The following is a 25,248-nucleotide window of genomic DNA, read 5'->3' on the forward strand; positions in this document are numbered from 1 at the left end:
GAAAACTAGATGGAATTTGATCGATTGACCACCGAGATGCGCCGCCTGGCGTTGCAGGCCGGTGCGAAAATCATGGAGATTTACGAGGCCGACGATTTCGACGTCCGCTCAAAATCCGACGATTCTCCGGTCACCGCCGCAGATGAGGCCGCCGATGCGCTGATCTCTGCCGGTCTGCGCGCGGCGTTTCCCGATGTGACGCTGGTGACGGAAGAGCAATCGGCCACCCATGACATGACGGCCAGCACCTTTCTGATCGTGGATCCGCTGGACGGGACCAAGGAATTCGTTCAGCGCCGTGGCGATTTCACCGTGAATATCGCCTATGTCGAGGATGGCGTGCCGCTGCGTGGCGTCGTTTACGCGCCTGCCAAGGGTCGGCTGTTCTACACCACCGCCGATGGCCGCTCGGTCGAGGAAAAGGGGCCGTTTGGCGATCAGCCGGGCGAAACCAGCCCTATCGGCGTCAATCCGATGCCCGACAATCGCGGGCTGATGGTGGTGGCCTCGAAATCGCATCGTGATGCGGCGACCGACGATTATATCGGCCGCTATGCCGCGCGCGACATGACCAGTGCGGGCTCGTCGCTGAAATTCTGCCTGGTCGCGACGGGCGAGGCCGATCTTTATCCGCGCCTTGGCCGCACGATGGAATGGGACACGGCCGCGGGCGACGCGGTGCTGCGTGGCGCGGGGGGCGAGGTCGTTCGTTTCGACGATCACACGACCCTGAAATATGGCAAGCCCGGCTATGAAAACCCGTTCTTCATCGCCTTTGCGCCGGGCGTGCTGCTGGTGAAGAACTAGGATGTCGGTGCTGATCGCCATTCCCGCCCGCTTTGCCTCGACCCGCTATCCTGGCAAGCCGCTGGTGGAACTGCGCGGCGCCTCGGGTCAGGCGCTCAGCCTGATCCGGCGCAGTTGGGAGGCCGCAATGGCCGTCAAGGGCGCCGATCGCGTGGTGGTGGCAACCGATGACGACCGCATCCGCCAGCATGCCGAAGCCTTCGGGGCCGAGGTCGTGATGACCAGTCCCGAATGCCGCAATGGCACCGAACGCTGCGCCGAAACCGTGGCAAATCTGGGCATTACGCCGGAAATCGTGGTGAACCTGCAGGGCGACGCCCCACTGACCCCCGCCTGGTTTGTCGAGGATCTGGTGGCCGGTCTGCGCGCCGCACCGCAGGCCGAGGTCGCAACCCCGGTGCTGCGCTGCTCGGGCCGGATGCGGGCAGATCTGATCGCGGATCGCCGTGCGGGCCGCGTCGGCGGAACGACGGCGGTCTTTGGCCATGACAGGCAGGGGCTCTATTTCTCGAAAGAGGTGATCCCCTATGCGGCGGGCGATTATGCCGATGATGAACCAAGCCCGGTCTTTCACCATGTCGGTGTCTACGCCTATCGCCCCGACGCGCTGGCCGCCTATCCGACATGGCCGGAAGGCGTGCTGGAAAAGCTGGAGGGGCTGGAGCAGTTGCGCTTTCTGGAACGCGGCCGCCAGATCCTGTGTGTCGAGGTCGAATCACGGGGCCGCCAGTTCTGGGAATTGAATAATCCCGAGGATGTTCCCCGGCTTGAGGCCATGATGAAGCAGATGAATCTGGACTGAGGATGGCGCAAAAAGCGGCTTAATTCTGCTTTTTGTGCGCATTTTTAGGCGAATCTATTGCTTGGGGTTGGCGTGAACTTGCTGATCGCGGTATTTTATCCGCGAAACAATGCGGCTAAACCGCCACAGAAGAGTTAAGCCGTAACGATGCGAAGACGCGTCGTGTTTGTGATGTTGAACGAAAAGGTGTCTGCGAAATGACTCGTAAGGTGACTAAGGCCATTTTCCCGGTGGCCGGCTTGGGGACGCGCTTCCTTCCCGCGACCAAAAGTATTCCCAAGGAAATCATGACTCTCGTTGATCGTCCGCTGATCCAGTACGCGATTGACGAAGCACGGGCAGCCGGGATCACCGAGTTCATCTTCGTCACCTCTCGCGGCAAGGGTGCGCTGGAAGATTACTTCGATCATGCGCATGAACTGGAAGCCAGCCTGAAAAGGACCGGCAAGACCGAGCTTCTGGAAACGCTTCGCGGCACCAATATGGAATCCGGCGCCATCGCCTATATCCGTCAGCACAAGGCGCTGGGTCTGGGCCATGCCGTCTGGTGTGCCCGTCGCCTGCTGGCCGATGATGAGCCCTTCGCGGTCATCCTGACCGATGACGTCATCAAGGGCGAGCCGCCCTGCCTGCAACAGATGATCGAAGCGCATGCCGAAACCGGCGGCAGCATGGTCGCCACGATGGAAGTATCGCCGGAAAAGGCCTCGGCCTATGGTGTTCTGGACGTGGCCGAGGATATGGGCGCCGTGGTCAAGGCCAAGGGCATGGTCGAAAAGCCCGCCCCGGGGACCGAGCCGTCCAACCTGGCCGTGATCGGCCGCTATATCCTTGCGCCGACGGTGATGCAGAACCTGAACAAGCTGCGTGCCGGTTCGGGCGGGGAAATCCAGCTGACCGACGCGATTGCCGACGACATCGCGGCGGGTCAGAACGTGTTTGGCCTGCGCTTCCGTGGCCAGCGCTTTGATTGCGGTTCGAAAGCGGGCTTCCTGCAGGCCACCGTGGCCTTTGGTCTGGACCGTCCGGAACTGTCGCAGGAATTCGGCGACTATCTGCATAATCTGATGGCGGTGCCCCGGGCGGCTGAATAATCCATGACGGATAAGGTTCTGGTGACAGGCGGCGCGGGCTATATCGGCTCGCATGCCTGCAAGGCGCTGGCGGCTGCCGGTTATATCCCGGTAACGCTGGACAATCTGTCGACAGGCTGGCGCGATGCGGTCAAGTTCGGTCCTCTGGTGCAGGCCGATCTGCTGGACCGCGCGGCGCTGGACGCTGCATTTGCAGAGCATAAGCCGGTTGCCGTTCTGCATTTCGCCGCGCTGAGCCAGGTGGGTGAGGCGATGGCCGAACCCGGCAAATACTGGCGCAACAATGTCAGCGGCTCGCTGAACCTGATCGAGGCGGCGATCGATGCGGGCTGCCTGAATTTCGTCTTCAGCTCGACCTGCGCGACCTATGGCGACCGCGATGGCGAGGTGCTGGACGAAGACACGCCGCAGGCGCCGCTGAACGCCTATGGCGCCAGCAAGCGCGCCATCGAGGATATGCTGACCGATTTCCGCGCCTCGCACGGGCTGAACAGCGTGATCTTTCGCTATTTCAACGTGGCGGGCGCCGATCCCGAAGCTGAGGTCGGGGAATTCCATCGTCCCGAAACGCATCTGATCCCGCTGATTCTGGATGCCGTGGATGGCAAGCGCGCGGCGCTGACGATTCACGGCACCGATTACCCGACCCCGGACGGCACCTGCATCCGCGATTATGTCCATGTGATGGATCTGGTCGATGCCCATGTTAAGGGGCTGGAATGGCTGCGCGCGGATAAGGGCAGCTGCGTCTTTTGCCTTGGCACCGGGGATGGATTCTCGGTCCGCGAGGTGGTGGATGCCACCCGCTATGTCACCAATCGCGAAGTCCCGATGGAGGATGGGCCGCGCCGCGGTGGCGATGCGGTCAAGCTGGTCTGCGGCAGCACCCGCGCCAAGGCCGAACTGGGCTGGACGCCGGATCGTTCGACCATGAAGCAGATGATCGGCGACGCCTGGCGCTGGCATCAGAACGGCCATTATCAGGCGTGAGCCGGGGGCGCGACTGGCGGCAAAGCCCGGCAGGGCGCCTGTGGCTTGGCTATCGCCTGCGCTGGAAACGGCGAGAGCTTTTGTGGCGGGGCATCCGCGCCGGTCGCGCCATGTCGGCCCTGATCGACCGGACCGCCGCAATCGGGCCGAAATCGATCCTGTGTTTCGCGGTGGTTCGGAACGAACGGGCGTTGCTGCCTGCCTTTCTGGACCATTATCGCGGCCTTGGCGTCGATCATTTCCTGATCGTTGATAATGACAGCGAGGATGGTTCTGCCGAATTCATGGGCCAGCAGCCCGATCTGTCCCTGTGGCACCGGCCGGGCTGTTATCGCGATGCGCGCTTTGGCATGGACTGGCTGACTTTCCTGCAGATGCGCTATGGCCACGGGCATTGGTGCGTCACCGTCGATGCGGATGAGTTCCTGATCTATCCCGATTGGGACCGGCGCGGGTTGTGGGATCTGACCCGCTATCTGGACGGGAAGGGGATCGACGGCATGGGCGCGCTGATGCTGGACCTGTATCCCAAGGGGCCATTGGATCAGCCCGAGGCGCCCGAGGATGCGCCGATCACCACAAGACTGCCCTGGTTTGACGCAGGCCCCTATCGCAGCCGGACCATTGCACCGCGCCGGAACCGCCTGGTTCAGGGCGGCGTGCGGGAACGGGTGTTCTTTCAGGATGATCCGGCGCGCGGTCCGACCCTGAACAAGCTGCCGCTGATCCGATGGAACTGGCGGCATGTCTATGTGAACTCGACCCATTCCATGCTGCCGCCCGCGATGAACGATCTGTATGACGGTCCGGGTGACCCGCGCCTGTCCGGCGTGTTGCTGCATGCCAAATTCCTGCCGCAGATCGTCGCCCGTTCAGCCGATGAACTGTCGCGCCGACAGCATTTCAACGATCCGGACGCCTATCGCGATTATCACGAACGGCTGATGCGCGCGCCGGTTCTGTGGCATTCGCAGTCGCAGCGATATGAGGGTTGGCAGCAGCTGTGCAATCTGAAGTTGATGTTTGGCGGAGATTGGCTTGCAGATTCCGCGTGATCTGTGTGATTGTAAGGAAAACCCATAGCAGGCAACGTTCGTGACACGATGATGGAAATGCCGGTCGCCTGGCCAGATGCGGGTTGCCAATGCTGGGATTGAACCGCCTGCACTGGCCCGCTCAGATCCGCCGCCGGGCCATCCGGCAATGGCTGATCGGACGTGCGATCCGTCGGCGCAGGCTGTTGCGCGCGGTCGTCGACCGGACATCCGTGATCGGCAAGCGCGATATCCTGTGCTTCGTGACCCTGCGAAACGAGCGGGATCGGCTGCCCTTTTTCCTGGAATATTACCGCGAGCTGGGCGTCGATCATTTCCTGATGGTCGATAATGACAGCGATGATGGCAGCAGCAGCTTTCTGGCCCGGCAGGACGATGTTTCACTGTGGCACACCACGGCCAGTTACAAGAAATCGCGCTATGGGATGGATTGGCTGAACTGGCTGCTGTTCCGCTATGGGAACCGGCACTGGTGCCTGACGGTCGATCCTGATGAGTTTCTGATCTATCCGCATTGGGATACGCGACCGCTGCCCGCGCTGACGAAATGGCTGCATGCAACCGGAAAGCGATCTGTGCCTGCCATGCTGCTGGACATGTATCCACGCGGCGCGATCGAGGATCAGACCTATCGCGAGGGACAGAACCCGTTCGAGGTCGCCCGCTGGTTCGATCCCGCAAATTACATCATCCGGAAGAACCCCTTCTGGGGCAATCTGTGGATTCAGGGCGGGCCGCGCACGCGGGCTTTCTTCAGCGACAATCCGGTGAAAAGCCCGGCCCTGAACAAGATCCCGCTGGTCAAGTGGAGCAGGCGTTTCGCCTATGCCAGTTCAACCCATATGCTGCTGCCGCGCGGTCTGAATCAGGTCTATGACGAGGATGGGGGCGAGACGTTTTCAGGCTGCCTTCTGCATGCCAAGTTCCTGCCCGGCTTCGTCGAGAAATCGGCCGAGGAACTGGACCGGAAACAGCATTATGCCAACAGTCAGGAATACCGCGCCTATCACGCCTCGATGCGGACAGGCACGCAGCTGTGGTGCGATGAATCGCGGGAATATCGCGACTGGCGCCAATTGGAGGAACTTGGCCTTATCGCGCGGGGGAACTGGGCATGAGCGGTCAGGTCCGGCTGGGCGTCATCCTTTTGTGCCATTCCGAACTGGACATGGCGGCCCGCATGGCCCGCATCTGGGCCGAAGGCGGCGCGCGGGTGGCGATCCATGTGGATGCCAAGGTCTCGGGCAAGCTGATGAACCAGTTCAAGGCCGGGCTGGGTGATCTGGACGAGGTCATCTTTGCCCCGCGCACGCGTTGTTCCTGGGGACGTTTCAGTCTGGTCAAGGCGACGCAGGATGCGGCGACGGTGCTGCTGCAGAAATTTCCCGATCTGACCCATGTCTATCTGTGCTCGGGAACCTGCCTTCCCTTGCGCCCGATCTCGGACCTGCGCGCCTATCTGGCGCTGGATCCGGATTGCGATCACATCGAAAGCGTGACGGCCAGCGATGTCGGCTGGACGGTTGGGGGGCTGAACGAAGAGCGGTTCACCCTGTATTTCCCCTTTGACTGGCGCAAGCGCCGGAAGCTGTTTGACCGCTTTACCGCGCTGCAGCGGCGCTACAATGTCAATCGCAGGATCCCCAAGGGTGTCTGGCCGCATCTGGGATCGCAATGGTGGTGCCTGACGGCGCGCACGCTTCGCGCGATCCTTCAGGATCCGCGCAGGAAAGAGTTCGACCGCTATTTCCGGCTGAGCTGGATCCCCGATGAAAGCTATTTCCAGACGCTGGTGCGGCGGCATTCGACCCGGATCGAAAGCCGGTCGCTGACCCTGTCCCGCTTTGACCACCGGGGCCGACCCTATCAGCTTTACGACGATCATATTGCGGTCCTGACCAGCACCTACAGCTTTGTCGCGCGCAAGGTCTGGCCCGGCGCCACGAAGCTGCTGGCGCATTTCCCGCGCCCGGCTTCCGATCGGGTCGATCTCAGCGCGCCGCAAAGCAATCGCTTTGATGCGATGATCAATCGCGTGGTCACGCGCCGGACGCTGGGCCGACCGGGGCTGTATATGCAAAGCCGCTTTCCGCGCAAGGACGCCGAAAACGGCAAGACCTCTGACCCTTATGTGGTCTTTCAGGGGCTTGGCGACATCTATCCCCGCTTTGAAAGCTGGCTGGCCGATCATGTCCACGGCGATATTCACGGCCATCTTCTGGGGCCTGAACTGGTCGAGTTTCAGGGGCGGCCGAAGGTCGGTCCGGGCGGCTGGCCGGCGAACGCGCTGGTCCGCGATCTGGATACCAAGGGGTTTCTGGCCTCGCTGATCCGCATCACCGACCGGACACAGATCTTCCAATATGGTCCGCGCGACAACCAGTCGCTGAACTGGTTCATGGCGACAGATCCGAATGCCCGCATGCTGGTGGTGACAGGCGCCTGGGCGCTGCCGCTGCTGCATTCGGGCATGCCCTTCGACGATATCCGCCGCATCTTTGCCATGCTGCAGAGGACGGAACTGGCGCAGCTTTCCGTGTTGAACTCGGTCTGGGTCAAGGCGCAGGTCGAGATGTATGATCTGGGAGAGTTTCTGGTCAGCCCGCGCTCGATCCTGAATGATTTTCTCCGCCACATCGACCCGCAGGCGCGCCCCGCGATCAATCTGCCGGAAATGCGCAGCCTCAGCGGGCTGGCCGAACTGTTGCGCGAATTGCGCGATTCCGGTCTGCTGCCGCGTCTGACGGGCGATAATCTGCCCCCGGCCGAGGAATTCCAGATCACAAGGACCGCCGCCGAATGACCCCCGATTTCCGCAGTTTCGTCATTTTTGCCGAAATGCGTACCGGTTCGAACCTGCTGGAGGCGACGCTGAACGCGATCAAGCGCGTCACCTGTTTCGGTGAGGCGTTCAACCCCTATATGATGGGCTGGCCCAATACCGATGCCCTGCTGGGCGTCACCCAGGAGGAACGCGAGGCCGATCCCCTGCCGCTGTTGGAAAAGCTGACCGGCAAGGAAAACCATCTGCCCGGCTTTCGCTATTTCCACGACCATGATCCGCGGGTGTTGGAGGCGATCATGGCCAATCGCAGCTGTGCCAAGATCATCCTGACGCGGAACCCGCTGGAAAGCTATGTCTCGACCCGTCTGGCATGGGAAACGAACCAGTGGAAGCTGAACGAATCCGAGGTGCCGATCCAGACGCAGATTACCTATGATTCCGCCGAGTTTCGCGAAAACCTGTTCGCGACGCAGGAATTTCAGCAGCGCGTGGTGCATCAGTTGCAGGTCAGCGGGCAAAGCTATTTCGCGATCACCTATCAGGATCTGCGCGATGCCGATGTGCTGACGGGCCTGCTGCACTGGCTGGGCCGGACGGATCTGGAGCGCGTCGAGCCAGCCACCGATCAGGTGCCGCAGAATCCGCAGGACATGGCGCAGAAGGTCCGGAATTTTGACGAGATGCAGGCCGATCTGCATCAGCTGGACCCGTTCCTGCTGCATCACCTGCCCAATTTCGAGCCCCGCCGGGGTCCTGCCGTGCCGGGCTTTTCTGCCTCGGGTGCGGGGCGGGGGCTGATCCACATGCCGCTGCGGGGCGGGCCGGTCGCGGCGGTGCAGGACTGGTTGCAGCAGCTTGGCGCGGTGCAGGGCGATTTCACCCAATCCAGCCTGCGGCAATGGAAGCGCGCGCATCCCGGCCATCGCAGCTTTACCGTGCTGCGCCATCCGCTGCACCGTGCCTGGGACGCCTTCCGGCATCTGCTGACCGGCGCCCCGGAAGAGCAGCGGCGCCTGCTGCGACAGGTGCATCGGCTTGATCTGCCGCCCGTGGCCCAGGCGGCGGGGCTGACACCGGATCAAACCGCCGATCTGTTCCGCGATTTCCTGCAATTCCTGCGCCGCAATCTGAACGGCCAGACGACCCTGCCCACCCATCCCAACTGGGCCACGCAATCGGCGGTGGTGGCGGGCTTCGCGCGCTTTTCCTCGCCCGATCTTCTGGTGAGAGAGGACCAACTGGCCGAGGATCTGGATTTCCTCTGCCGCGCGGCAGGTGTGGAAAGCCCGCAGCTTCAGGCGCCCGGCCAGGCGCAATGGCCCGATCTGCTGTCGGACAAGAAGCTGCAACAGGCGGCGCAGGCCGCCTATCAGCGCGACTATATCGCCTTTGGTTTCGACCGGGCGCCGTGACGCCCGACCCTTAGCCCTGCAGCAGCGCGGCCAGTTCCGCCTGCTTTTCCTGCACCAGCGCCGCATCGCCGCGCGATTCGACATTCAGACGCACCAGCGGCTCGGTATTCGATTTGCGCAGGTTGAAGCGCCAGTCGTCGAAGCTGAGCGAAACCCCGTCCAGATCGTCGCGCTCATTGGCCTGACCGGCATAGGCGTCAACGACCCGCGCGATGGCGGCATCGGCATCCTCGATCACGTAATTCTTTTCGCCCGAGGACGGGTAAAGCCGGATCCGCTCGGACAGCAGTTCGGCCAGTGTCTGCCCCTTGCGGGACAGAAGCTCGACCATCAGCAGCCAGGGGATCATGCCGCTGTCGCAGAAATAGAAATCGCGGAAATAGTGATGCGCCGACATCTCGCCGCCATAGATCGCGCCGGAATCGCGCATCTTGCGCTTGATGAAGGCATGGCCGGTCTTGCTGACGACGGCCTCGCCCCCCGCCTCGGCAATCATCGCGCGGGTGTTCAGCACGACACGCGGATCGTGGACGATCTTTTCGCCGGGGGCCTTTTCCAGAAAGGCAGCGGCCAGCAGGCCGACGATATATTCGCCCGGAATGAAACGGCCATCCGCATCAAAGAAGAAGCAGCGGTCGAAATCGCCATCCCAGGCGATGCCAAGGGCGGCCTGTTCCTGTTGGACCCGCTGCGCGGTCACGGGCTGGTTTTCGTCCAGCAGCGGATTCGGGATACCATTGGGAAAGGTGGAATCGACCTGATGATGCATGCGGATAAAGGTCAGCGGCGCCCCGCGTTTGTCCAGTTCGGCGGCAATGGCATCAAAGGTCGGACCCGCCGTGCCATTCCCGGCATTCACCACGATCTTCATCGGGCGCAGTGCGCCGATATCGATGAAATCGGCCATCGCGGCGGCGTATTCCGCCCGCCCGTGGCTGAAATCGGTGATCTTGCCCTTGCTGGCCGGGGCGAAATCGCCCGATTCCGCCAGCGCAAGGATCGGCGGCACCTCGGTCGCAGGATCCAGCGGGGCAGAGCCCGCGCCGACGATCTTCATGCCATTGTAATTGATCGGATTATGCGAGGCGGTGACCTCGATCCCGCCATCGGTGCCCTGTTTGCCGGTGTGGAAATAGACCTCTTCCGTGCCCGCCAGACCCAGATCCAGAACATCGGCGCCGCCATCGGTCAGCCCCTCGATCAGCGCCGCCGCCAGCGCCGGAGAGCTGGCCCGGCTGTCGCGACCGACCACCACCGATTTCGCGGCCCGTGTCTGTGCAAAGGCGCGGCCGATGCGATAGGCGATGTCGGGATCAAGGTTCTTGTCCAGCTCTCCGCGCACGTCATAGGCCTTGAAGCAGGTGATGTCGCGATGGCCAAGCTGATCTGATCTGTTCATCGGCCGTTCCTTTCTGGGCTGATTGTGCCGTAGCGCTATCAATTTCCCGCGAAAATACAACCTTTGCCGCCATGACCATTGCGGAACCGGCGAAATTGCGAAAATCAGGATCGAAAGATGCGATTTCCGCGTCAAATTTACGATTTCATAAGTGATTTGGCTTTATTTGGGGGCGAAACGGTCCATATTTTGGGGTATGCTATACGTTACAGACAACATCGCTATTGAGGAGTGGGAGCTTTCCGAACAATTCACCCGCGCTCAGGGGCCGGGCGGGCAGAATGTGAACAAGGTCTCGTCGGCTGTGGAATTGCGCTTCGAGGCGGCGCGTTCCCCCAATCTGGCAGAGCCGGTGAAACGCCGCTTGCAGCGGTTGGCAGGACGGCGCTGGACCAGTGATGGGGCCATTGTAATCCTGTCGCAGGAAACGCGCAGTCAGGCCCGCAACCGCGAAATTGCGCGGGAAAGGCTGGCGGATCTGATCAGGCGGGCATCCGTGGCCCCCAAACGGCGCATTGCGACGCGCCCGACATTGGGAAGCCAGCGCCGAAGACTGAAGGCAAAAACAATACGCGGCGAAGTGAAGGCGCGAAGAGGCAGAGTGGAAGCCGAGGAATGAAGGCGTTTTACAGACTTGTCGGGATGCTGCTGGGGCGGCGCCCGATTTCATTACAGGTCGCGGCGCTGTGCCTTGACGAGCGGACGGGCAAGGTGCTGCTGATCACCAGCCGCGGCACCGGTCGCTGGGTGATCCCGAAAGGCTGGCCCATGGGCGGGCGCACGCTGGCCGGCGCGGCCGAGCAAGAGGCCTGGGAAGAGGCCGGCGCCAGGGGCCGTATCAGCCATGAAGAACTGGGGCGCTATCGCTATGACAAGGATCAGGACAGCGGCTTTTCCGTGCCGGTTGAGGTGCGGGTTTTCGCGCTGACTGTCGATTCCCTGGAAAATGCCTTTCCCGAAGATACGGAACGCAGCCGCGCGTGGTTTTCTCCGGAAGAGGCCGCCGCCCGTGTGCACGAGCGCGGATTGAAGAAGATCCTGCTGAACCTGCCCCGGCATCAATCCGGCAGAGCAGAGCCTTTGCCTCCGCTGCCCGACGCACATCAGGTCAGTCGCTCGACCGCCTGAAGGGCATGCCATGGTAAGCAGACAACGCAGCTATCACACGCTGGACAAGGATCTGGGACGCATCACGCATACCGAGGTCGCCCAGGCCCATGCTTTCCGTCCTGTTCGCTGGCTGGGGTTGGCGGTGCTGGCTGTGGTGGTATTGCTGATCCTGGTCATTCCGCTGACCGGACATGAGATGCGCTATACGGCATTGGGCGCGGGGCTGGTCGTGGCCGCATGGCTGGGCATCTCGATCGGCTCGAACGATGTCGCAAATTCCTTGGGGCCGGCGGTCGGCGCAGGGGCGATCGGCATGTTGCCGGGCCTGCTGCTGGTCGGTGCGGCGCAGATTGCCGGCGCGTCGCTGGCCGGTGGCGTCGTGACCGAACGTCTTGCCAGCGGGATCTTTGATCCTGCCCTGCTGGCATCCGGTGTCCGGGCGCAGTTCGTCATGCTGTCGGCGCTTCTGGCGGCGGCCGTCTGGATCACCATGGCAACCGGGATCGGCCTGCCCGTTTCGACCTCGCATTCCATCGTGGGCGGCATTGCAGGGGCGGGCCTTGCCGCGCTTGGCGCCGGCGCGATCCATTGGGACACGCTGTCGCTGATCGCGGTGACCTGGGTGATCACGCCCTTTGTCTCGGGCGCTTTGGCCGGTGCGATCCTGATTTTCCTGCGCCTGCGCGTGCTGGAGGCCGAGGATCGCGCGCGCGCGGCACGCCGCTGGTTGCCGCTGATGGTGGGGCTGATGACGGGCGCCTTTGCCGCCTATCTGGCGCTGCTGGCGCGGTCGCATCTGCATGGCGCAGCGGCGTTTCCGCTTGTGGCGCTCGCGGCCTTGCTGGGCGGGTGGTTCACCCTGATCCGTCTGCGCGAAGAGCTTGACGAGGATGCCAGCAAGGTCAGCACGAAAAAGATCCTGCGCCCGGCACTGGTCATATCGGCTGTGATGCTGGGATTTGCGCATGGGGCCAATGATGTCGCCAATGTCGCCGGTCCGTTTTCCGTCATTCTGGGCAATGCCACGCCCGATGCCCCCGCCACGGTGCCTCTGATCGCGCTGCTTGGCGCGGGCAGCGCGATTGCCCTGGGCACCGTGCTGTTCGGGCGGCGTCTGGTGCGGATGGTGGGCAGCGGCATCACCCGGCTGAACCCCGGACGGGCCTTCTGCGTCTCGCTTGCCACGGCGGGGACGGTGTTGCTGACGACCTGGTTCGGTCTTCCCGTCTCGACCACGCATGTCGCGATCGGGGGGATCTTCGGGGTCGGTTTTACCCGTGAATGGCTGGATCGCAGGCGGGCAAAGCAACGCGCGGCGCTGCCTGCCGATGAAACCCGCCGCCGCATCCTGATCCGGCGCAGCCATGTTGTCACGATCACCACGGCCTGGCTGGTGACGGTGCCTGCGACGGCGCTGATCGGGATGGCGATCTGCCTTGGGATCCTGGGTCTGACCGGGGTCTGAGGGGCCTTAGACGACGACCTTCTGGGCCACCTGCTCTCCGACATCGAAGACGCGTTTATAACGCTCGATCTCGGCTGCGGGGCCGGTGGCCTTGCTGGGATTGTCCGAGAGTTTGACGGTCGGACGGCCATTCGCGGCCACGGCCTTGCAGACAAGGCTGAACGGCGCCAGCCCGTTATCGGGCACCAGATCGCGGAAATCATTGGTCAGCAGCGTGCCCCAGCCAAAGCTGACCTTCACCCGGCCGTGGAACTGGTGATACAGTGAGACGATCTTGTCCACATCAAGCCCGTCCGAGAAGATGATCAGCTTGCGGCGCGGATCCTCGCCCCGGTCCTGCCACCATTTGATGGCCAGTTCCGCGCCTGCCGCCGGATCGCCGCTGTCGATGCGGATGCCGGTCCAGCCGGCCAGCCAGTCGGGCGCCTGTTCCAGAAAGCCCTTGCTGCCATAGGTGTCGGGCAGGATGACGCGCAGATTGCCCTCGTGCTCCTCATGCCAGTCGGCCAGCACCTCGTAGGGGGCTTCGCGCAGGTCCGCGTCATTCTCGGCCAGCGCGGCATAGACCATGGGCAGTTCATGCGCATTTGTGCCGATGGCCTCGATATCGCGGCGCATGGCGATCAGACAGTTCGAGGTGCCGATGAAGCGATCGCCCAGCCCCTCGATCATGGCCTGCACGCACCAATCCTGCCACAGAAAACTGTGCCGCCGACGGGTGCCGAAATCGGCGATCCGCAGATCGGGCAATTGCCGAAGGACCTGGATCTTTTCCCACAGACGGGTCATGGCGCGGGCGTAAAGCACCTGCAATTCGAACCGGCCCATATCCCGCAATACGGCGCGGGACCGCAATTCCATCAGAATTGTCAGGGCAGGGATTTCCCACAGCATCACCTCGGGCCATTTGCCTTCAAAGGTCAGCTCGTACTGGCCGTCACGCTTTTCCAGATGGTAGGCGGGCAGCCGCATCCCTTCCAGAAATTCCATGAAATCGGGCCGGAACATCTGGCGCTTGCCATAAAAGGTATTGCCGCGCAGCCAGGTGCTTTCCCCGCGCGACAGCGACAGCCCGCGCACATGGTCCAGCTGTTCGCGCAATTCGCCCTCATCGATCAGATCGGCAAGGCGAATGTCTTTCGAGCGGTTGATCAGGCTGAAAGTGACGGTGGTGTCGGGCCGGTTGCGAAACACCGACTGGCACATCAGCAGCTTGTAGAAATCGGTGTCGATCAGGGACCGCACGATCGGGTCGATTTTCCATTTGTGATTATAGACGCGCGTGGCGATATCGACCATGGGTTGTCACTCCAGTTGAACACCGGCGGCGCGCATATCGGCGCGCGCCCGGTCGCGGCTGCCATCAAGATCAATGGCGCGGGTCGCCTCTTCGATCACGGTGGCGGTAAAGCCCTGCCGGGCCGCGTCCATCGCACTCCAGGCGACGCAGAAATCATGGGCCAGCCCCACGAAGGTCAGATCGTCAAGCCCGCGGTCGCGCAGATAGCCTGCCAGCCCGGTCGATGTCTTGTGATCGTTTTCGAAAAAGGCGGAATAGCTGTCGATCTGCGGGTTGAAGCCCTTGCGGATCACCATATCGGCGCGGGTCAGGTCCAGCCCGGCGTGAAAATGTGCGCCTTCGCTGCCGATCACGCAATGGGCGGGCCACAGCACCTGCGGGCCATAGGGCATCTGCGTCATGCTTAAGGGCTGGGCGCCCGGATGGTTGTCGGCAAAGCTGGCATGATCGGCGGGGTGCCAGTCCTGCGTCAGGATCACCGCGTCGAATTGTGTCATCAGCCGATTGATCGGCTGGACGATCTGATCGCCACCCTCGACGGCCAGCGCCCCGCCGGGACAAAAATCGTTCTGCATGTCGATGACGATCAGCGCGCGGCTCATGTCTGGCTCCGTAGCAAGTTCATCAATGGGTAGAAAGTGCAGGGGCCGGGGTCAATGCCTGTGGCTATTTCATGTGCAATTTCCGCCGTGGTGCTTTCGCGGGCGGCAGTCTAACCTGCCAGTATCGTAAAGGTTGAACGCATTGTCATTTTTCAAAGAGAGTCCGCATGGATCTGAACGACGATTTTCATCAACAAGGAGAACTGGCCGAGGAAGAGCTGAACCGCTCTGCCCGGGCGATCTGGGGCTTTCGCGCCTTGGGTGTCGTCGTGGCCCTGCTGGTCTGGCTGCTGCTGGGCGGATCCGAGGGGCTGTCGGCTGACGCGCGGGTCGTGGCCGCCATCGGGTCGCTGATGGCGATCTGGTGGATGACCGAGGCGATCCCGCTATCGGCGACCTCGCTTCTGCCCATCGTGCTGCTGCCCGCCCTGACCGAGCGCACCGTCTCCGAGGCAACGGCGCCCTATGCAAGCTCTATCGTCTTTCTGTTCCTGGGCGGTTTCCTGATCGCCATCGCGATGGAGAAATGGAACCTGCACCGCCGGATCGCGCTGCTGACGCTGCACCGCGTGGGGGTCCAGCCCAAGCGGATCGTGCTGGGCATGATGCTGGCCACGGGTTTTCTGTCGATGTGGGTGTCGAACACCGCCACCACGCTGATGATGCTGCCCATCGGCCTGTCGATCCTGACCCTGGTGATCGAGCGCAGCCACCACACCGATCAGGGCGCCGAGGTGGGCGAGCAGATCGCCGCAGGCGGTCGCATCAGCGATCTGGTCGAGGATCCCAATATCAGCAAGTTCGGCGTCTGTCTGGTGCTGGCCATCGCCTGGTCGGCCACGATCGGCGGTCTTGGCACGCTGCTGGGCAGCCCGCCCAATGCCATCGTCGCGGGATATGTCGCGGATGAGCTGGGCCGCGATATCGGCTTTCTGCAATGGATGATGATCGGCCTGCCGCTTGCCATCGTCTTCGTGCTGATCGCGTGGTTCCTGCTGGTCAACCTGCTGTTCCGCTTTGATCTGGACGAGGTTCCGGGCGGCAAGGCGATGATCGAGGATGAGATCGCCTCGCTTGGCCCGGTCAGTCAGGGAGAGCGGATGGTGATGATCGTCTTCATCTCGGCCGCCTTCCTGTGGGTGGTGCCGGGGCTGTTCACCAGCCTCAGCGGCATGTCGCTGGGCCCGCTGGACAAGCTGAACGATACCGCGATTGCGATTGCGGCGGGGGTGATCCTGTTCATCCTGCCGGGCAAGGGCAAGACGCAGATGGTGCTGAACTGGAAGGACGCGGAAGAGGGGCTGCCCTGGGGGGTGCTGCTGCTGTTCGGTGGCGGCCTCAGCCTTGCGGGCGCGGTTGCGGCCAGCGGGCTGGATCAGTGGTTCGGCCAGCAGGTGCAGGGTCTGGGTGCGCTGACGCCGATCCTGCTGATCGCGGCGGTGACCACGATCATCCTGTTCCTGACCGAAGTCACTTCGAACACCGCGACGGCCGCGACCTTCATCCCGATTCTGGGCGGGGTGGCCGTGGGCATCGGTGTCGATCCGATGGCGCTGCTGATCCCGGCGGCCTTTGCCGCGACCTGCGCCTTCATGCTGCCGGTGGGCACGCCCCCCAACGCCATCGTCTTCGGCACCGGCGCCGTGACCATCCGCCAGATGGCCCGGGGCGGCTTTGTCCTGAACGTGGTGGGCATTATCCTGATCACGATGTTCGTCTATCTTCTGGGCGGCATCGCGCTTGGGATCACATTCGGCTGATTGCACCGGATGCCCGGCCATTCATGGCCCTTTTCGCCGCGACATCCTGACGGGGTCGCGGCGTTTCCGGTTGAATCCGCCCCGTCGCATCTTGCGTCCTGCCCGCGCTTGGCTATAACCCCGGACGATTTACCTGCCGCCAGCCGCCCGAAGGATCGCACCATGCCCAAAAGAACCGATATCAAATCCATTCTGATCATCGGGGCAGGGCCTATCGTGATCGGGCAAGCCTGCGAATTCGATTACTCCGGCGCGCAGGCCTGCAAGGCCCTGCGGGAAGAGGGGTATCGCGTCATTCTGGTCAACTCGAACCCGGCGACGATCATGACCGACCCGGAAATGGCCGACGCCACCTATATCGAGCCGATCACCCCCGAAATCGTCGAAAAGATCATCGCCAAGGAACGCCCCGACGCGCTGTTGCCGACCATGGGCGGGCAGACCGGGCTGAACACGGCGCTGGCGCTGGCTGATGCGGGCGTGCTGAACCGCTATGGTGTGGAACTGATCGGCGCGCAGCGCAGCGCCATCGAGATGGCCGAGGATCGCAAGCTGTTCCGCGAGGCGATGGACCGGATCGGGCTGGAAAACCCGCGCGCGACCATCGTGTCGGCACCGAAACATGCCAATGGCAAATATGACGTCTCGGCCGGGGTCGCGCTGGCGATGGAGGCGCTTGAGGATATCGGCCTGCCCGCCATCATCCGCCCCGCCTTCACCCTGGGCGGCACCGGCGGCGGCGTGGCCTATAACCGCGACGATTACGAACGGATCGTCCGCTCGGGTCTGGATGCATCACCGGTCGCGCAGGTGCTGGTCGATGAAAGCCTTCTGGGCTGGAAGGAATACGAGATGGAGGTCGTGCGCGACCGCGCCGACAATGCGATCATCGTCTGCTCCATCGAAAACGTCGATCCGATGGGCGTGCATACGGGCGATTCGATCACCGTCGCCCCGGCCCTGACCCTGACCGATCGCGAATATCAGATCATGCGCAATGGCAGCATCGCCGTGCTGCGCGAGATCGGCGTGGAAACCGGCGGCTCGAACGTGCAATGGGCGATTAACCCCGCCGATGGCCGCATGGTCGTGATCGAGATGAACCCGCGTGTGTCGCGCTCCTCGGCGCTGGCCTCGAAAGCGACGGGCTTCCCGATCGCCAAGATCGCCGCGAAACTGGCCGTCGGCTATACGCTGGACGAGTTGGACAATGACATCACCAAGGTGACGCCCGCCAGTTTCGAACCCAGCATCGACTATGTCGTCACCAAGATCCCGCGCTTTGCCTTCGAGAAATTCCCCGGCTCCAAGCCCGAACTGACCACCGCGATGAAATCCGTGGGCGAGGTCATGGCCATCGGCCGCAGCTTCCATGAATCGCTGCAAAAGGCGCTGACCAGCATGGAAAACGGCCTGACGGGCCTGGACGAGATCGCCATTCCCGGTGCCGCGGATGAGGGCAAGCCTGCCGTCATCAAGGCGCTGTCCAAGGCAACGCCCGACCGGCTGCGCGTCATTGCCGAGGCGATGCGCTTTGGCCTTTCCGACGATGAGATCCAGCGCATCACCCATTTCGACCCCTGGTTCCTGTCGCGCCTGCGCGAGATCGTCGATGCCGAGATGCAGGTCCGCGACGCGGGCCTGCCCCTCGATGCCGAGGGCCTGCGCCGCCTGAAGATGATGGGCTTCACCGATGCTCGTCTGGCCCATCTGACGGGGCAAGAGGAAACCGCGATCCGCGCCGCCCGCCGCGCCCATGACCTGCACCCGGTCTTCAAGCGCATCGACACCTGCGCCGCCGAATTCGAGGCGCAGACCCCCTATATGTATTCCACCTATGAAGCCCCCGCGATGGGCGAGGTCGAATGCGAAGCCCGGCCCAGCAATGCGAAAAAGGTCGTCATTCTGGGCGGTGGTCCGAACCGGATCGGGCAGGGGATCGAGTTCGATTACTGCTGTTGCCACGCCTGCTTTGCCCTGACCGAGGCGGGCTATGAAACCATCATGGTCAACTGCAACCCCGAAACGGTAAGCACCGATTACGACACCTCGGATCGCCTCTATTTCGAGCCGCTGACGCTGGAACATGTGCTGGAGATCCTGCGGGTCGAGAAGGAAAACGGCACGCTTCATGGGGTGATCGTGCAATTCGGCGGCCAGACGCCCCTGAAACTGGCCAACGCGCTGGAGGAAGAGGGCATCCCGATCCTGGGCACCACCCCCGATGCCATCGACCTGGCCGAGGATCGCGAGCGGTTCCAGAAGTTGCTCAATGATCTGGGTCTGAAGCAGCCGATCAACGGCATCGCCCATAGCGACGATCAGGCCATCGCGATTGCCGAGAAAATCGGCTTCCCGCTGGTCATTCGCCCCTCCTACGTGCTGGGCGGCCGCGCGATGGAGATCGTGCGCGACATGGACCATCTGCGCCGCTACATCACCGAGGCCGTCAGCGTCTCGGGCAAGAACCCGGTGCTGCTGGACAGCTATCTGACCGGCGCGATCGAGGTTGATGTCGATGCGCTCTGCGATGGCGAAACCGTCCATGTCGCGGGCATCATGGAACATATCGAGGAGGCCGGCGTCCATTCCGGCGACAGCGCCTGTTCCCTGCCGCCGCATACGCTGGACGCGGCCACCATCACCGAATTGAAGCGCCAGACCGAGGCCATGGCCCGCGCCCTGCAGGTCAAGGGGCTGATGAATGTGCAATTCGCGCTGAAAGACGGCGCCATCTATGTGCTGGAGGTCAATCCGCGTGCCAGCCGCACCGTGCCCTTCGTCGCCAAGGCCACCGACAGCGCCATCGCCTCGATCGCCGCGCGGCTGATGGCGGGCGAACCGATGGCGAATTTCCCTGCCCGCGACCCCTATCCCGAAGGCGTCGGCCCCGAGGATGACCTGCCCTTCGCCGATCCGCTGACACTGGCCGATCCGAACACGCCCTGGTTCTCGGTCAAGGAGGCGGTGATGCCCTTCGCCCGCTTCCCGGGCGTCGATACGCTGCTGGGACCCGAGATGCGCTCGACCGGAGAGGTCATGGGCTGGGACCGCAACTTCCCCCGCGCCTTCCTAAAAGCGCAGCTGGGCGCGGGCACCAATCTGCCGCATGAGGGCCGGGTCTTCATCTCAATCAAGGATATGGACAAGACGGCCGAAATGGCGGCTGCCGCCCGCGATCTGGTGCAGATGGGGTTCCAGATCGTCGCCACCAGCGGCACGGCTGATTTCCTGTCAGGCGCGGGCGTCGGGTCCGAGCGTGTGAACAAGGTCTATGAGGGCCGCCCGAATATCGTCGACCGCCTGAAAAACGGTGAAATCGCGATGGTTCTGAACACGACCGAAGGCGCACAGGCCATCACCGACTCGCGCGAGATCCGGGCGGTGGCGCTGTATGACAAGATCCCCTATTTCACCACCGCCGCAGGCAGCATTGCTGCGGTTGCGGCGATCAAGTCGCGGGAAGAGGGTGAGGTCGGGGTCCGCAGCCTGCAAGCCTGAACGAACGATCGGCGAAGCGTCTGTAGGGTGCGTGCTTGCACGCACCTTTCGCAAAGCTGGTTCCGCGCGCCAAGGTGCGTGTGAACACGCACCCTACGGGTTGGGTCGGATTGGCCATCGAAAAACCCCTCCGCGGCCGGGTATGGCTGCGGAGGGGTTGGTTGTCCTGTGAATTTCTGCCTGTCAGGTCGTCACTTCACGCTTTGGCAGCACCCAGTCGGGGCGGGGGAAGTGGCAGGTGTAGCCATTCGGAAAGCGCTCCAGATAATCCTGATGCTCGGGCTCGGCCTCCCAGAAATCGCCCACAGGCTCCAGTTCGGTGACCACACGGCCCGGCCAGATGCCTGATGCGTTCACATCCGCGATCGTGTCCTCGGCCACCTGCTTCTGCTCGTCATCGACATAGTAGATGGCCGAGCGATAGCTGGCGCCGCGGTCGTTGCCTTGTCGGTTCAGCGTTGTCGGATCGTGGATCTGGAAGAAGAACTCCAGCAGTTTCCGATAGCTGATGATCGCTGGATCATAATTGATCTCGATGGCCTCGGCATGGTTGCCGTGATTGCGATAGGTCGCATTGGGGTGGCTGTCATCGCCGGAATAGCCGACGCGGGTCGAACTCACACCCGGCAGGCGCCGGATCAGATCCTGCATGCCCCAGAAACATCCGCCGGCCAGTACTGCACGATGGGTCATCTTAGGCTCCTTCCACCTGATCGATATAATCGCCATAGCCCTCGGCCTGCATCTGGTCCAAAGGCACGAAGCGCAGCGAGGCCGAGTTGATGCAATAGCGCAGGCCGCCCGCATCCGCAGGCCCGTCCGGGAAGACATGGCCCAGATGGCTGTCGCCATGTTTCGAGCGGACCTCGGTGCGCACCATGCCGAACGAGGCGTCACGATGCTCGGTCACATTACCGTCGATGGGCTTGGTAAAGGCGGGCCAGCCGCAGCCGGAATTATACTTTGCCGAAGAGGCGAACAGAGGCTCGCCCGAGACGATATCGACATAGAGTCCCGGCTCGAAATGGTGGTCATATTCGCCGGTAAAGGCGCGCTCGGTGCCGTTTTCCTGCGTGACGCGGAACTGTTCGGGCGTCAGCCGGTCAAGGGCATCCTGCGATTTCTGATAGGCCATGATCTTCTCCACTTGTCGGATCGTCACGGCCTATATGGGGATGCGGATGCCCGGCGAAAAGGTCACCCGAGGTCAAGCCTTTCGCGCGCGGCCGCATATTCATCAGCCAGTTGATCGATGCGTTCGGCCGCCGGGGTGATGCCCTTGACCGCGCCGATGCCCTGACCCGATCCCCAGATCGTGCTCCAGGCCTTGGGCTTTGACGATCCCTGGCCGAAATTCATGCTGCTGGCATCGGCTGTGGCCAGTTGATCGGGGTCAAGCCCGGCATTGCGGATCGAGGGCGCCAGATAATTGCCCGACACACCGGTGAACAGCGACGAGGTCACGATATCCATGGCGTCGGAATCGACGATCATCTGCTTGTAATCCTGCGGCGCATTCGCCTCGGCCGTGGCGATGAAGGGGCTGCCGATATAGGCCAGATCCGCCCCCATTGCCTGCGCCGCCAGAACCGCGCCGCCGGTGGCGATAGAGCCTGACAGCAGCAGCGGGCCATCGAACCATTCGCGGATCTCCTGCACCAGTGCGAAGGGGGATTGCGGACCGGCATGGCCGCCGGCACCGGCTGCGACGGCGATCAGGCCATCGGCGCCTTTCTCGATCGCCTTTCTGGCAAAGACATTGTTGATGATGTCATGCAGCGCGATCCCGCCGCAATCATGGGCAGCGGCATTCACCTCGGTCCGCGCGCCCAGCGAGGTGATCCAGATCGGAACCTTGTGGCGGTGGCAGATCTCAAGATCCCGTTCCAGACGGGCATTGCTGCGGTGAACGATCTGGTTGACGGCGAAAGGCGCTGCCGGCCGGTCGGGATTTTCCTGATTATGGCGGTCCAGCTCTTCGTTGATGCGGGTCAGCCAGGCTTCCAGCTGGATCGGCTCACCATCCTTTTCGCGGGCGTTCAGGGCCGGAAAGCTGCCCACGATCCCGGCCTTGCACTGGGCGATGACCAGTTCGGGGCCCGAGACGATGAACATGGGCGAGGCCATGACGGGAATACGCAGATTTTGCAGAATTGGCGGCAGCATGAGTGGTTCCTCCCTTTAGGCGTTAACCGAATATGCGGAGCGCGTCCTGATGGGGCAAGTACTGACGCGGGGGCATTGCATCGCCGGAAATGCCGGGTAACGTAGGGTCATTATCCCACATCGGAGAGAATGATGACCGCCGCCCGCCTGTTGACCATGTCCGCCAGTCTGTCCCTGATCGCGCTGAGCGCCAGCGCCGAAGAGGCCTCGCGCATCGCCGTGATGTCGGCCTTTCCGCCCGAATGGGTCAGCCTGCAGCAGGATCTGCAGGGCGCCGAGACGCAAAAGATCAACGGGGTCGAATTCATCACCGGCGAGTTGGGCGGCAAGGATGTGGTGCTGTTCCTGTCCGGTGTGTCGATGGTGAATGCGGCCATGACGACGCAGCTTGCGCTGGATCATTTCAAGATCGACTCCATCGTCTTTTCCGGCATCGCAGGCGGGGTCGATCCGTCGCTGAATATCGGCGATGTGGTCGTGGCCCAGCAATGGGGCCAGTATCTGGAAACCGTCATGGGACGCGAGACGGATGAGGGCTTTGTCATTCCCGGCTTTCTGGAATCGCCCTTTCAGAATTACGGCATGATCTTCACCCGGGCCAGCACGGTGGCCTCGGACCGGGGCGATGCGGAAACCCATTTCTGGTTCCAGTCGGATCCGAAGCTGCTTGAGGTGGCGAAAGACGTCGCCGCCGAGGTCAAGCTGGCCGAATGCAATGCCGAAAATTCCTGCCTCTCAAAGCCGCCGCAGATCCGCGTCGGCGGCAATGGCGTTTCGGGATCCTCCTTCGTCGATAACGCCGGCCTGCGCGAATGGATATTCGACACGTTCGAAGCTCAGGTCGTCGACATGGAATCGGCAGGCGTTGCGCAGGTGGCCTGGGCCAATCAGGTGCCCTTCATTGCCTTCCGGTCGCTGTCCGATCTGGCCGGGGGCGGGGATGGCGAGAATGAGATGGGCGTCTTCATGTCGCTGGCCTCGACCAATTCGGCCGAGGTGGTCAAGGCCTTTCTGGCCGCGCTGCCCGAGGAATAGGGTCTAGCTTGCCCGGGGTCCGGGGGTGAAATCCGATGGGCTGAAACTGTCGGGCAGCAACTCGATCTCCCAGGCAGGGGGGCCGGGGAACGCATCGGGCATCGTGGCTATGGCAAGGGCCTCGAAGACCGGGGTCGGATTGCCGGGGAAGCTGACGACCTGCGGCTTCCCCTGACGCACGATCCGCATGAAGGCCAGATCGTAGCTGACAAGCGACAGCAGCCAGGGATCGTCCTCGCCCTGCCGGATCAGGTAATCGGCGAAACTTTCGGCCTCCAGCGGCGCGAAAAGCCGGGGCGCCTCTGCGGTGTGGAACTGCGACAGCAGCCCGTCCACGCTTTCCCCGTCGCGCAACAGCAGATAGCGTAGCGTGCGCGGCATCGCGCGCACCAGGATCGAGCCGCGAAAGCTGCGGGCCAGACGGGCATAAAGCTTTAGCGCCGGGGCATCCTTGGGCCAGGGGTGCTGCGCAGGGTCATCCTGCCAGACCGCGCGGGTGGCGCCGTCTTCCCATTCCGCAGGGGTCTGCGCGGGTTCCGGCCGGGGCCGGTCCGGCACGTCCCGCAGCGGCGGGGCGTCCGAGAGGCTTCGGCCCGCCTGCTGCCAGATCTCTCGCAGGGCATCCACGGTGCGGTCCAGATCTTCGGCGGGCATGCGTTCCAGAAAGGTGTCATAGACCTCGAAATTCAGCGCGCCCAGATTGGGCAGGCTCTGCACGATTTCGCGCGACATCGCGGCCAGATCCTCGGGCATCGTGCCGGAATGGGAATCCAGCCAGTAGCCATCCATCTCTTGTCCGCCCGCAAGATGGATTTCCCAGACATGGTCCAGCGGGATCTGGGACAGGAAATCAGACATGCTGATCCGCCCGTTCCTGTCATTGCAATAGATGTTATGCAGATCCAGCAGGATGCCGCATCCCGTCTGCCGGACGATCTGCGCGACGAACTCTCCGTCGGGCATTTCAAAGTGCTTGCGGGCGAAATAGGCAACGCCGGTTTCAATCGCGACCGGGCGGCCGACGCCCTTTGCGAAACGGCGGATATTGTCGCAGACGACTGCCACGCCCTCGTCGGTTTGCAGCGGCGGCAGCAGGAAACCGGCCGCCTTATGCGGCGTGCCCGCGACCGACAGATGTTCGCTGACCCAAGGGCTGTCCAGCCGCCGCGCCACATCCTGCAGCAGCGCCAGTTGCGCCGGATGGGGCTTGCGCGTGCCGCCGATGGGCATGCCGACCGAATGGACCAGCTTGCGCTGCGGCAGATCGGCGAACATCTGAATCGCCGGGCTATATTCGAAATAAGGGCCATCGAAGGGATCGTCGGCCAGCCACAGGGTCTGCGGCTCTATCTCCAGCACATCAAGGGCATCGGGACGGCGCTTGAGAAAGGGCCCAAGCGCCGTCGAAAAGATCATGCCGATCCCAAGCTTCGGAGCCTGGAAAGCGGCCGTATCAGCCACGGAGTCCGACGCCTTCGCGAATGGATCCCATCATTTCGTTGATCTTCAGCCTTTCATCCAGAACCAGCACCCGTTCCAGCCGGAAGCGGAAATCGCAACCCGTCGCGCAGGCGGTATGGCCGGTCAATCTCGCGACCCTGTCGATGGCGTCAAAGACATTGTCCAGCTTGCCAGCGCTGTCGGGGTTGAGATCGACCTCGACCACCTTGCGGCCCTTGCCGATCCCCTTGGATGGCACGGCGAAATCGCTGCGGAAATCCTTCTGGAAGACGATTTCGCGCTGCAATTCGAACAGGATATCGTGGCCCGAACAGCAGGCCTGACAGCCCAGATGTTCCAGAACGCTGCCGACTGCTTTCTTGAGACTTCCAATATCGGCCGCAACACTTGCCGGAAGGGAAACCCGAACCGGGTTATTCTCCTTATTAATCATAACAAGACCTCCTGAGTCGTATGAGGGAAGCGAAAGGAAGTCTCTTTCTTATAACATGCCTCTCTTGTTCG

22 protein-coding genes are annotated in these 25,248 nt (G+C 62.7%); 14 read left to right on the forward strand and 8 right to left on the reverse strand.

What is annotated here, in order from left to right; all coding sequences use genetic code 11:
- The first annotated feature begins 9 nt into the window (after positions 1-9).
- The 8 genes from cysQ (at position 10) to JHX87_RS13040 (ending at position 8,945) form a co-directional block, all read left to right on the forward strand.
- Positions 10-807 (forward strand): 3'(2'),5'-bisphosphate nucleotidase CysQ, encoded by a 798-nt coding sequence (gene cysQ, locus JHX87_RS13005; RefSeq protein WP_271884130.1) that lies wholly within the window; start codon positions 10-12, stop codon positions 805-807.
- A 1-nt stretch (position 808) separates the two neighbouring features.
- The gene (locus tag JHX87_RS13010) at positions 809-1,609 is read left to right on the forward strand and encodes a 3-deoxy-manno-octulosonate cytidylyltransferase (protein ID WP_271884132.1); all 801 of its coding nucleotides are present in this window, start codon (positions 809-811) and stop codon (positions 1,607-1,609) included.
- Between the two features lie 197 nt (positions 1,610-1,806).
- Positions 1,807-2,703: a UTP--glucose-1-phosphate uridylyltransferase gene (locus JHX87_RS13015; protein ID WP_271884134.1), complete on the forward strand. Its 897-nt coding sequence runs from the start codon at positions 1,807-1,809 to the stop codon at positions 2,701-2,703.
- Between the two features lie 3 nt (positions 2,704-2,706).
- Positions 2,707-3,693, forward strand: coding sequence for a UDP-glucose 4-epimerase GalE (gene galE, locus JHX87_RS13020; RefSeq protein ID WP_271884136.1), 987 nt, complete (start codon positions 2,707-2,709; stop codon positions 3,691-3,693).
- Positions 3,690-4,748 carry a glycosyltransferase family 2 protein gene (locus JHX87_RS13025; RefSeq protein ID WP_271884139.1) on the forward strand — a complete coding sequence of 353 codons (1,059 nt, stop codon included), beginning with the start codon at positions 3,690-3,692 and terminating at the stop codon, positions 4,746-4,748. The genes galE and JHX87_RS13025 overlap by 4 nt, the downstream gene beginning before the upstream one ends.
- An 89-nt stretch (positions 4,749-4,837) precedes the next feature.
- The gene (locus tag JHX87_RS13030; RefSeq protein ID WP_271884140.1) at positions 4,838-5,866 is read left to right on the forward strand and encodes a glycosyltransferase family 2 protein; all 1,029 of its coding nucleotides are present in this window, start codon (positions 4,838-4,840) and stop codon (positions 5,864-5,866) included.
- Positions 5,863-7,551, forward strand: a complete 1,689-nt coding sequence (locus JHX87_RS13035) for a DUF5927 domain-containing protein (RefSeq protein WP_271884142.1) — start codon at positions 5,863-5,865, stop codon at positions 7,549-7,551. The genes JHX87_RS13030 and JHX87_RS13035 overlap by 4 nt, the downstream gene beginning before the upstream one ends.
- Positions 7,548-8,945: a sulfotransferase family 2 domain-containing protein gene (locus tag JHX87_RS13040; protein WP_271884144.1), complete on the forward strand. Its 1,398-nt coding sequence runs from the start codon at positions 7,548-7,550 to the stop codon at positions 8,943-8,945. Before JHX87_RS13035 ends, JHX87_RS13040 begins: the two co-directional genes overlap by 4 nt.
- A 10-nt stretch (positions 8,946-8,955) precedes the next feature.
- Here JHX87_RS13040 and JHX87_RS13045 read toward each other — a convergent pair whose 3' ends face one another.
- Positions 8,956-10,344, reverse strand: a complete 1,389-nt coding sequence (locus JHX87_RS13045; protein WP_271884145.1) for a phosphohexomutase domain-containing protein — start codon at positions 10,342-10,344, stop codon at positions 8,956-8,958.
- 196 nt (positions 10,345-10,540) lie between these two features.
- Between JHX87_RS13045 and arfB the strand changes: the two genes are divergently transcribed.
- Genes arfB through JHX87_RS13060 form a run of 3 tightly spaced genes read left to right on the forward strand, consistent with a single transcriptional unit; the run spans position 10,541 to position 12,919 of the window.
- A complete protein-coding gene (gene arfB, locus JHX87_RS13050) occupies positions 10,541-10,963 on the forward strand; it encodes an alternative ribosome rescue aminoacyl-tRNA hydrolase ArfB (RefSeq protein WP_271884147.1) in 423 nt (140 codons plus the stop codon).
- Entirely contained in the window at positions 10,960-11,472 is a 513-nt protein-coding gene (locus tag JHX87_RS13055) for an NUDIX hydrolase (protein WP_271884148.1), read from the forward strand. The genes arfB and JHX87_RS13055 overlap by 4 nt, the downstream gene beginning before the upstream one ends.
- 10 nt (positions 11,473-11,482) lie before the next feature.
- Positions 11,483-12,919 (forward strand): inorganic phosphate transporter, encoded by a 1,437-nt coding sequence (locus JHX87_RS13060; RefSeq protein ID WP_271884149.1) that lies wholly within the window; start codon positions 11,483-11,485, stop codon positions 12,917-12,919.
- Between the two features lie 6 nt (positions 12,920-12,925).
- Here the strand turns inward: JHX87_RS13060 and pncB are convergent, their stop codons facing one another.
- Together pncB and pncA are read right to left on the reverse strand one after the other, a co-directional pair.
- Positions 12,926-14,218 carry a nicotinate phosphoribosyltransferase gene (gene pncB, locus JHX87_RS13065; protein ID WP_271884150.1) on the reverse strand — a complete coding sequence of 431 codons (1,293 nt, stop codon included), beginning with the start codon at positions 14,216-14,218 and terminating at the stop codon, positions 12,926-12,928.
- Positions 14,219-14,224: 6 nt separating this feature from the next.
- A complete protein-coding gene (gene pncA / locus JHX87_RS13070; RefSeq protein ID WP_271884151.1) occupies positions 14,225-14,821 on the reverse strand; it encodes a bifunctional nicotinamidase/pyrazinamidase in 597 nt (198 codons plus the stop codon).
- A 167-nt stretch (positions 14,822-14,988) separates the two neighbouring features.
- On the opposite strand from pncA, the gene JHX87_RS13075 reads away from it, so the two are divergent.
- Together JHX87_RS13075 and carB are read left to right on the forward strand one after the other, a co-directional pair.
- The gene (locus JHX87_RS13075) at positions 14,989-16,581 is read left to right on the forward strand and encodes an SLC13 family permease (protein WP_271884152.1); all 1,593 of its coding nucleotides are present in this window, start codon (positions 14,989-14,991) and stop codon (positions 16,579-16,581) included.
- A gap of 162 nt (positions 16,582-16,743) precedes the next feature.
- Positions 16,744-20,082 carry a carbamoyl-phosphate synthase large subunit gene (carB, locus tag JHX87_RS13080; RefSeq protein WP_271884154.1) on the forward strand — a complete coding sequence of 1,113 codons (3,339 nt, stop codon included), beginning with the start codon at positions 16,744-16,746 and terminating at the stop codon, positions 20,080-20,082.
- A 183-nt stretch (positions 20,083-20,265) separates the two neighbouring features.
- On the opposite strand, the gene msrA is transcribed toward carB, so the two are convergent.
- From msrA to JHX87_RS13095, 3 genes are all read right to left on the reverse strand, one after another.
- On the reverse strand, positions 20,266-20,775 hold the full coding sequence (msrA, locus tag JHX87_RS13085) for a peptide-methionine (S)-S-oxide reductase MsrA (protein ID WP_271884156.1): 510 nt from the start codon (positions 20,773-20,775) through the stop codon (positions 20,266-20,268).
- A 1-nt stretch (position 20,776) separates the two neighbouring features.
- Entirely contained in the window at positions 20,777-21,217 is a 441-nt protein-coding gene (msrB, locus tag JHX87_RS13090; RefSeq protein WP_271884157.1) for a peptide-methionine (R)-S-oxide reductase MsrB, read from the reverse strand.
- Positions 21,218-21,279: 62 nt separating this feature from the next.
- A complete protein-coding gene (locus JHX87_RS13095) occupies positions 21,280-22,248 on the reverse strand; it encodes an NAD(P)H-dependent flavin oxidoreductase (protein ID WP_271884158.1) in 969 nt (322 codons plus the stop codon).
- A gap of 132 nt (positions 22,249-22,380) precedes the next feature.
- On the opposite strand from JHX87_RS13095, the gene JHX87_RS13100 reads away from it, so the two are divergent.
- Positions 22,381-23,283, forward strand: coding sequence for a 5'-methylthioadenosine/S-adenosylhomocysteine nucleosidase (locus JHX87_RS13100; RefSeq protein ID WP_271884160.1), 903 nt, complete (start codon positions 22,381-22,383; stop codon positions 23,281-23,283).
- 3 nt (positions 23,284-23,286) lie between these two features.
- Here JHX87_RS13100 and JHX87_RS13105 read toward each other — a convergent pair whose 3' ends face one another.
- Positions 23,287-24,744 carry an MbnB/TglH/ChrH family RiPP precursor modification enzyme gene (locus tag JHX87_RS13105; RefSeq protein WP_271884162.1) on the reverse strand — a complete coding sequence of 486 codons (1,458 nt, stop codon included), beginning with the start codon at positions 24,742-24,744 and terminating at the stop codon, positions 23,287-23,289.
- Positions 24,737-25,177 carry a hypothetical protein gene (locus tag JHX87_RS13110; protein WP_271884163.1) on the reverse strand — a complete coding sequence of 147 codons (441 nt, stop codon included), beginning with the start codon at positions 25,175-25,177 and terminating at the stop codon, positions 24,737-24,739. Before JHX87_RS13110 ends, JHX87_RS13105 begins: the two co-directional genes overlap by 8 nt.
- Between the last annotated feature and the right edge of the window lie 71 nt (positions 25,178-25,248).

Origin of the sequence: Paracoccus fistulariae (assembly GCF_028553785.1) — a bacterium.
Taxonomy (GTDB): domain Bacteria; phylum Pseudomonadota; class Alphaproteobacteria; order Rhodobacterales; family Rhodobacteraceae; genus Paracoccus; species Paracoccus fistulariae.

Bases quoted from the DNA above. Each gene is read 5' to 3' on its own strand.
- galE (WP_271884136.1), top strand. From the start codon at position 2,707: ATGACGGATAAGGTTCTGGTGACAGGCGGCGCGGGCTATATCGGCTCG.
- carB (WP_271884154.1), top strand. From the start codon at position 16,744: ATGCCCAAAAGAACCGATATCAAATCCATTCTGATCATCGGGGCAGGG.
- JHX87_RS13010 (WP_271884132.1), top strand. From the start codon at position 809: ATGTCGGTGCTGATCGCCATTCCCGCCCGCTTTGCCTCGACCCGCTAT.
- msrB (WP_271884157.1), bottom strand. From the start codon at position 21,217: ATGGCCTATCAGAAATCGCAGGATGCCCTTGACCGGCTGACGCCCGAA.
- arfB (WP_271884147.1), top strand. From the start codon at position 10,541: ATGCTATACGTTACAGACAACATCGCTATTGAGGAGTGGGAGCTTTCC.
- JHX87_RS13030 (WP_271884140.1), top strand. From the start codon at position 4,838: ATGCTGGGATTGAACCGCCTGCACTGGCCCGCTCAGATCCGCCGCCGG.
- JHX87_RS13060 (WP_271884149.1), top strand. From the start codon at position 11,483: ATGGTAAGCAGACAACGCAGCTATCACACGCTGGACAAGGATCTGGGA.
- pncA (WP_271884151.1), bottom strand. From the start codon at position 14,821: ATGAGCCGCGCGCTGATCGTCATCGACATGCAGAACGATTTTTGTCCC.
- JHX87_RS13015 (WP_271884134.1), top strand. From the start codon at position 1,807: ATGACTCGTAAGGTGACTAAGGCCATTTTCCCGGTGGCCGGCTTGGGG.
- JHX87_RS13040 (WP_271884144.1), top strand. From the start codon at position 7,548: ATGACCCCCGATTTCCGCAGTTTCGTCATTTTTGCCGAAATGCGTACC.
- msrA (WP_271884156.1), bottom strand. From the start codon at position 20,775: ATGACCCATCGTGCAGTACTGGCCGGCGGATGTTTCTGGGGCATGCAG.
- JHX87_RS13055 (WP_271884148.1), top strand. From the start codon at position 10,960: ATGAAGGCGTTTTACAGACTTGTCGGGATGCTGCTGGGGCGGCGCCCG.
- JHX87_RS13100 (WP_271884160.1), top strand. From the start codon at position 22,381: ATGACCGCCGCCCGCCTGTTGACCATGTCCGCCAGTCTGTCCCTGATC.
- JHX87_RS13075 (WP_271884152.1), top strand. From the start codon at position 14,989: ATGGATCTGAACGACGATTTTCATCAACAAGGAGAACTGGCCGAGGAA.
- JHX87_RS13095 (WP_271884158.1), bottom strand. From the start codon at position 22,248: ATGCTGCCGCCAATTCTGCAAAATCTGCGTATTCCCGTCATGGCCTCG.
- cysQ (WP_271884130.1), top strand. From the start codon at position 10: ATGGAATTTGATCGATTGACCACCGAGATGCGCCGCCTGGCGTTGCAG.
- JHX87_RS13110 (WP_271884163.1), bottom strand. From the start codon at position 25,177: ATGATTAATAAGGAGAATAACCCGGTTCGGGTTTCCCTTCCGGCAAGT.
- JHX87_RS13045 (WP_271884145.1), bottom strand. From the start codon at position 10,344: ATGAACAGATCAGATCAGCTTGGCCATCGCGACATCACCTGCTTCAAG.
- pncB (WP_271884150.1), bottom strand. From the start codon at position 14,218: ATGGTCGATATCGCCACGCGCGTCTATAATCACAAATGGAAAATCGAC.
- JHX87_RS13035 (WP_271884142.1), top strand. From the start codon at position 5,863: ATGAGCGGTCAGGTCCGGCTGGGCGTCATCCTTTTGTGCCATTCCGAA.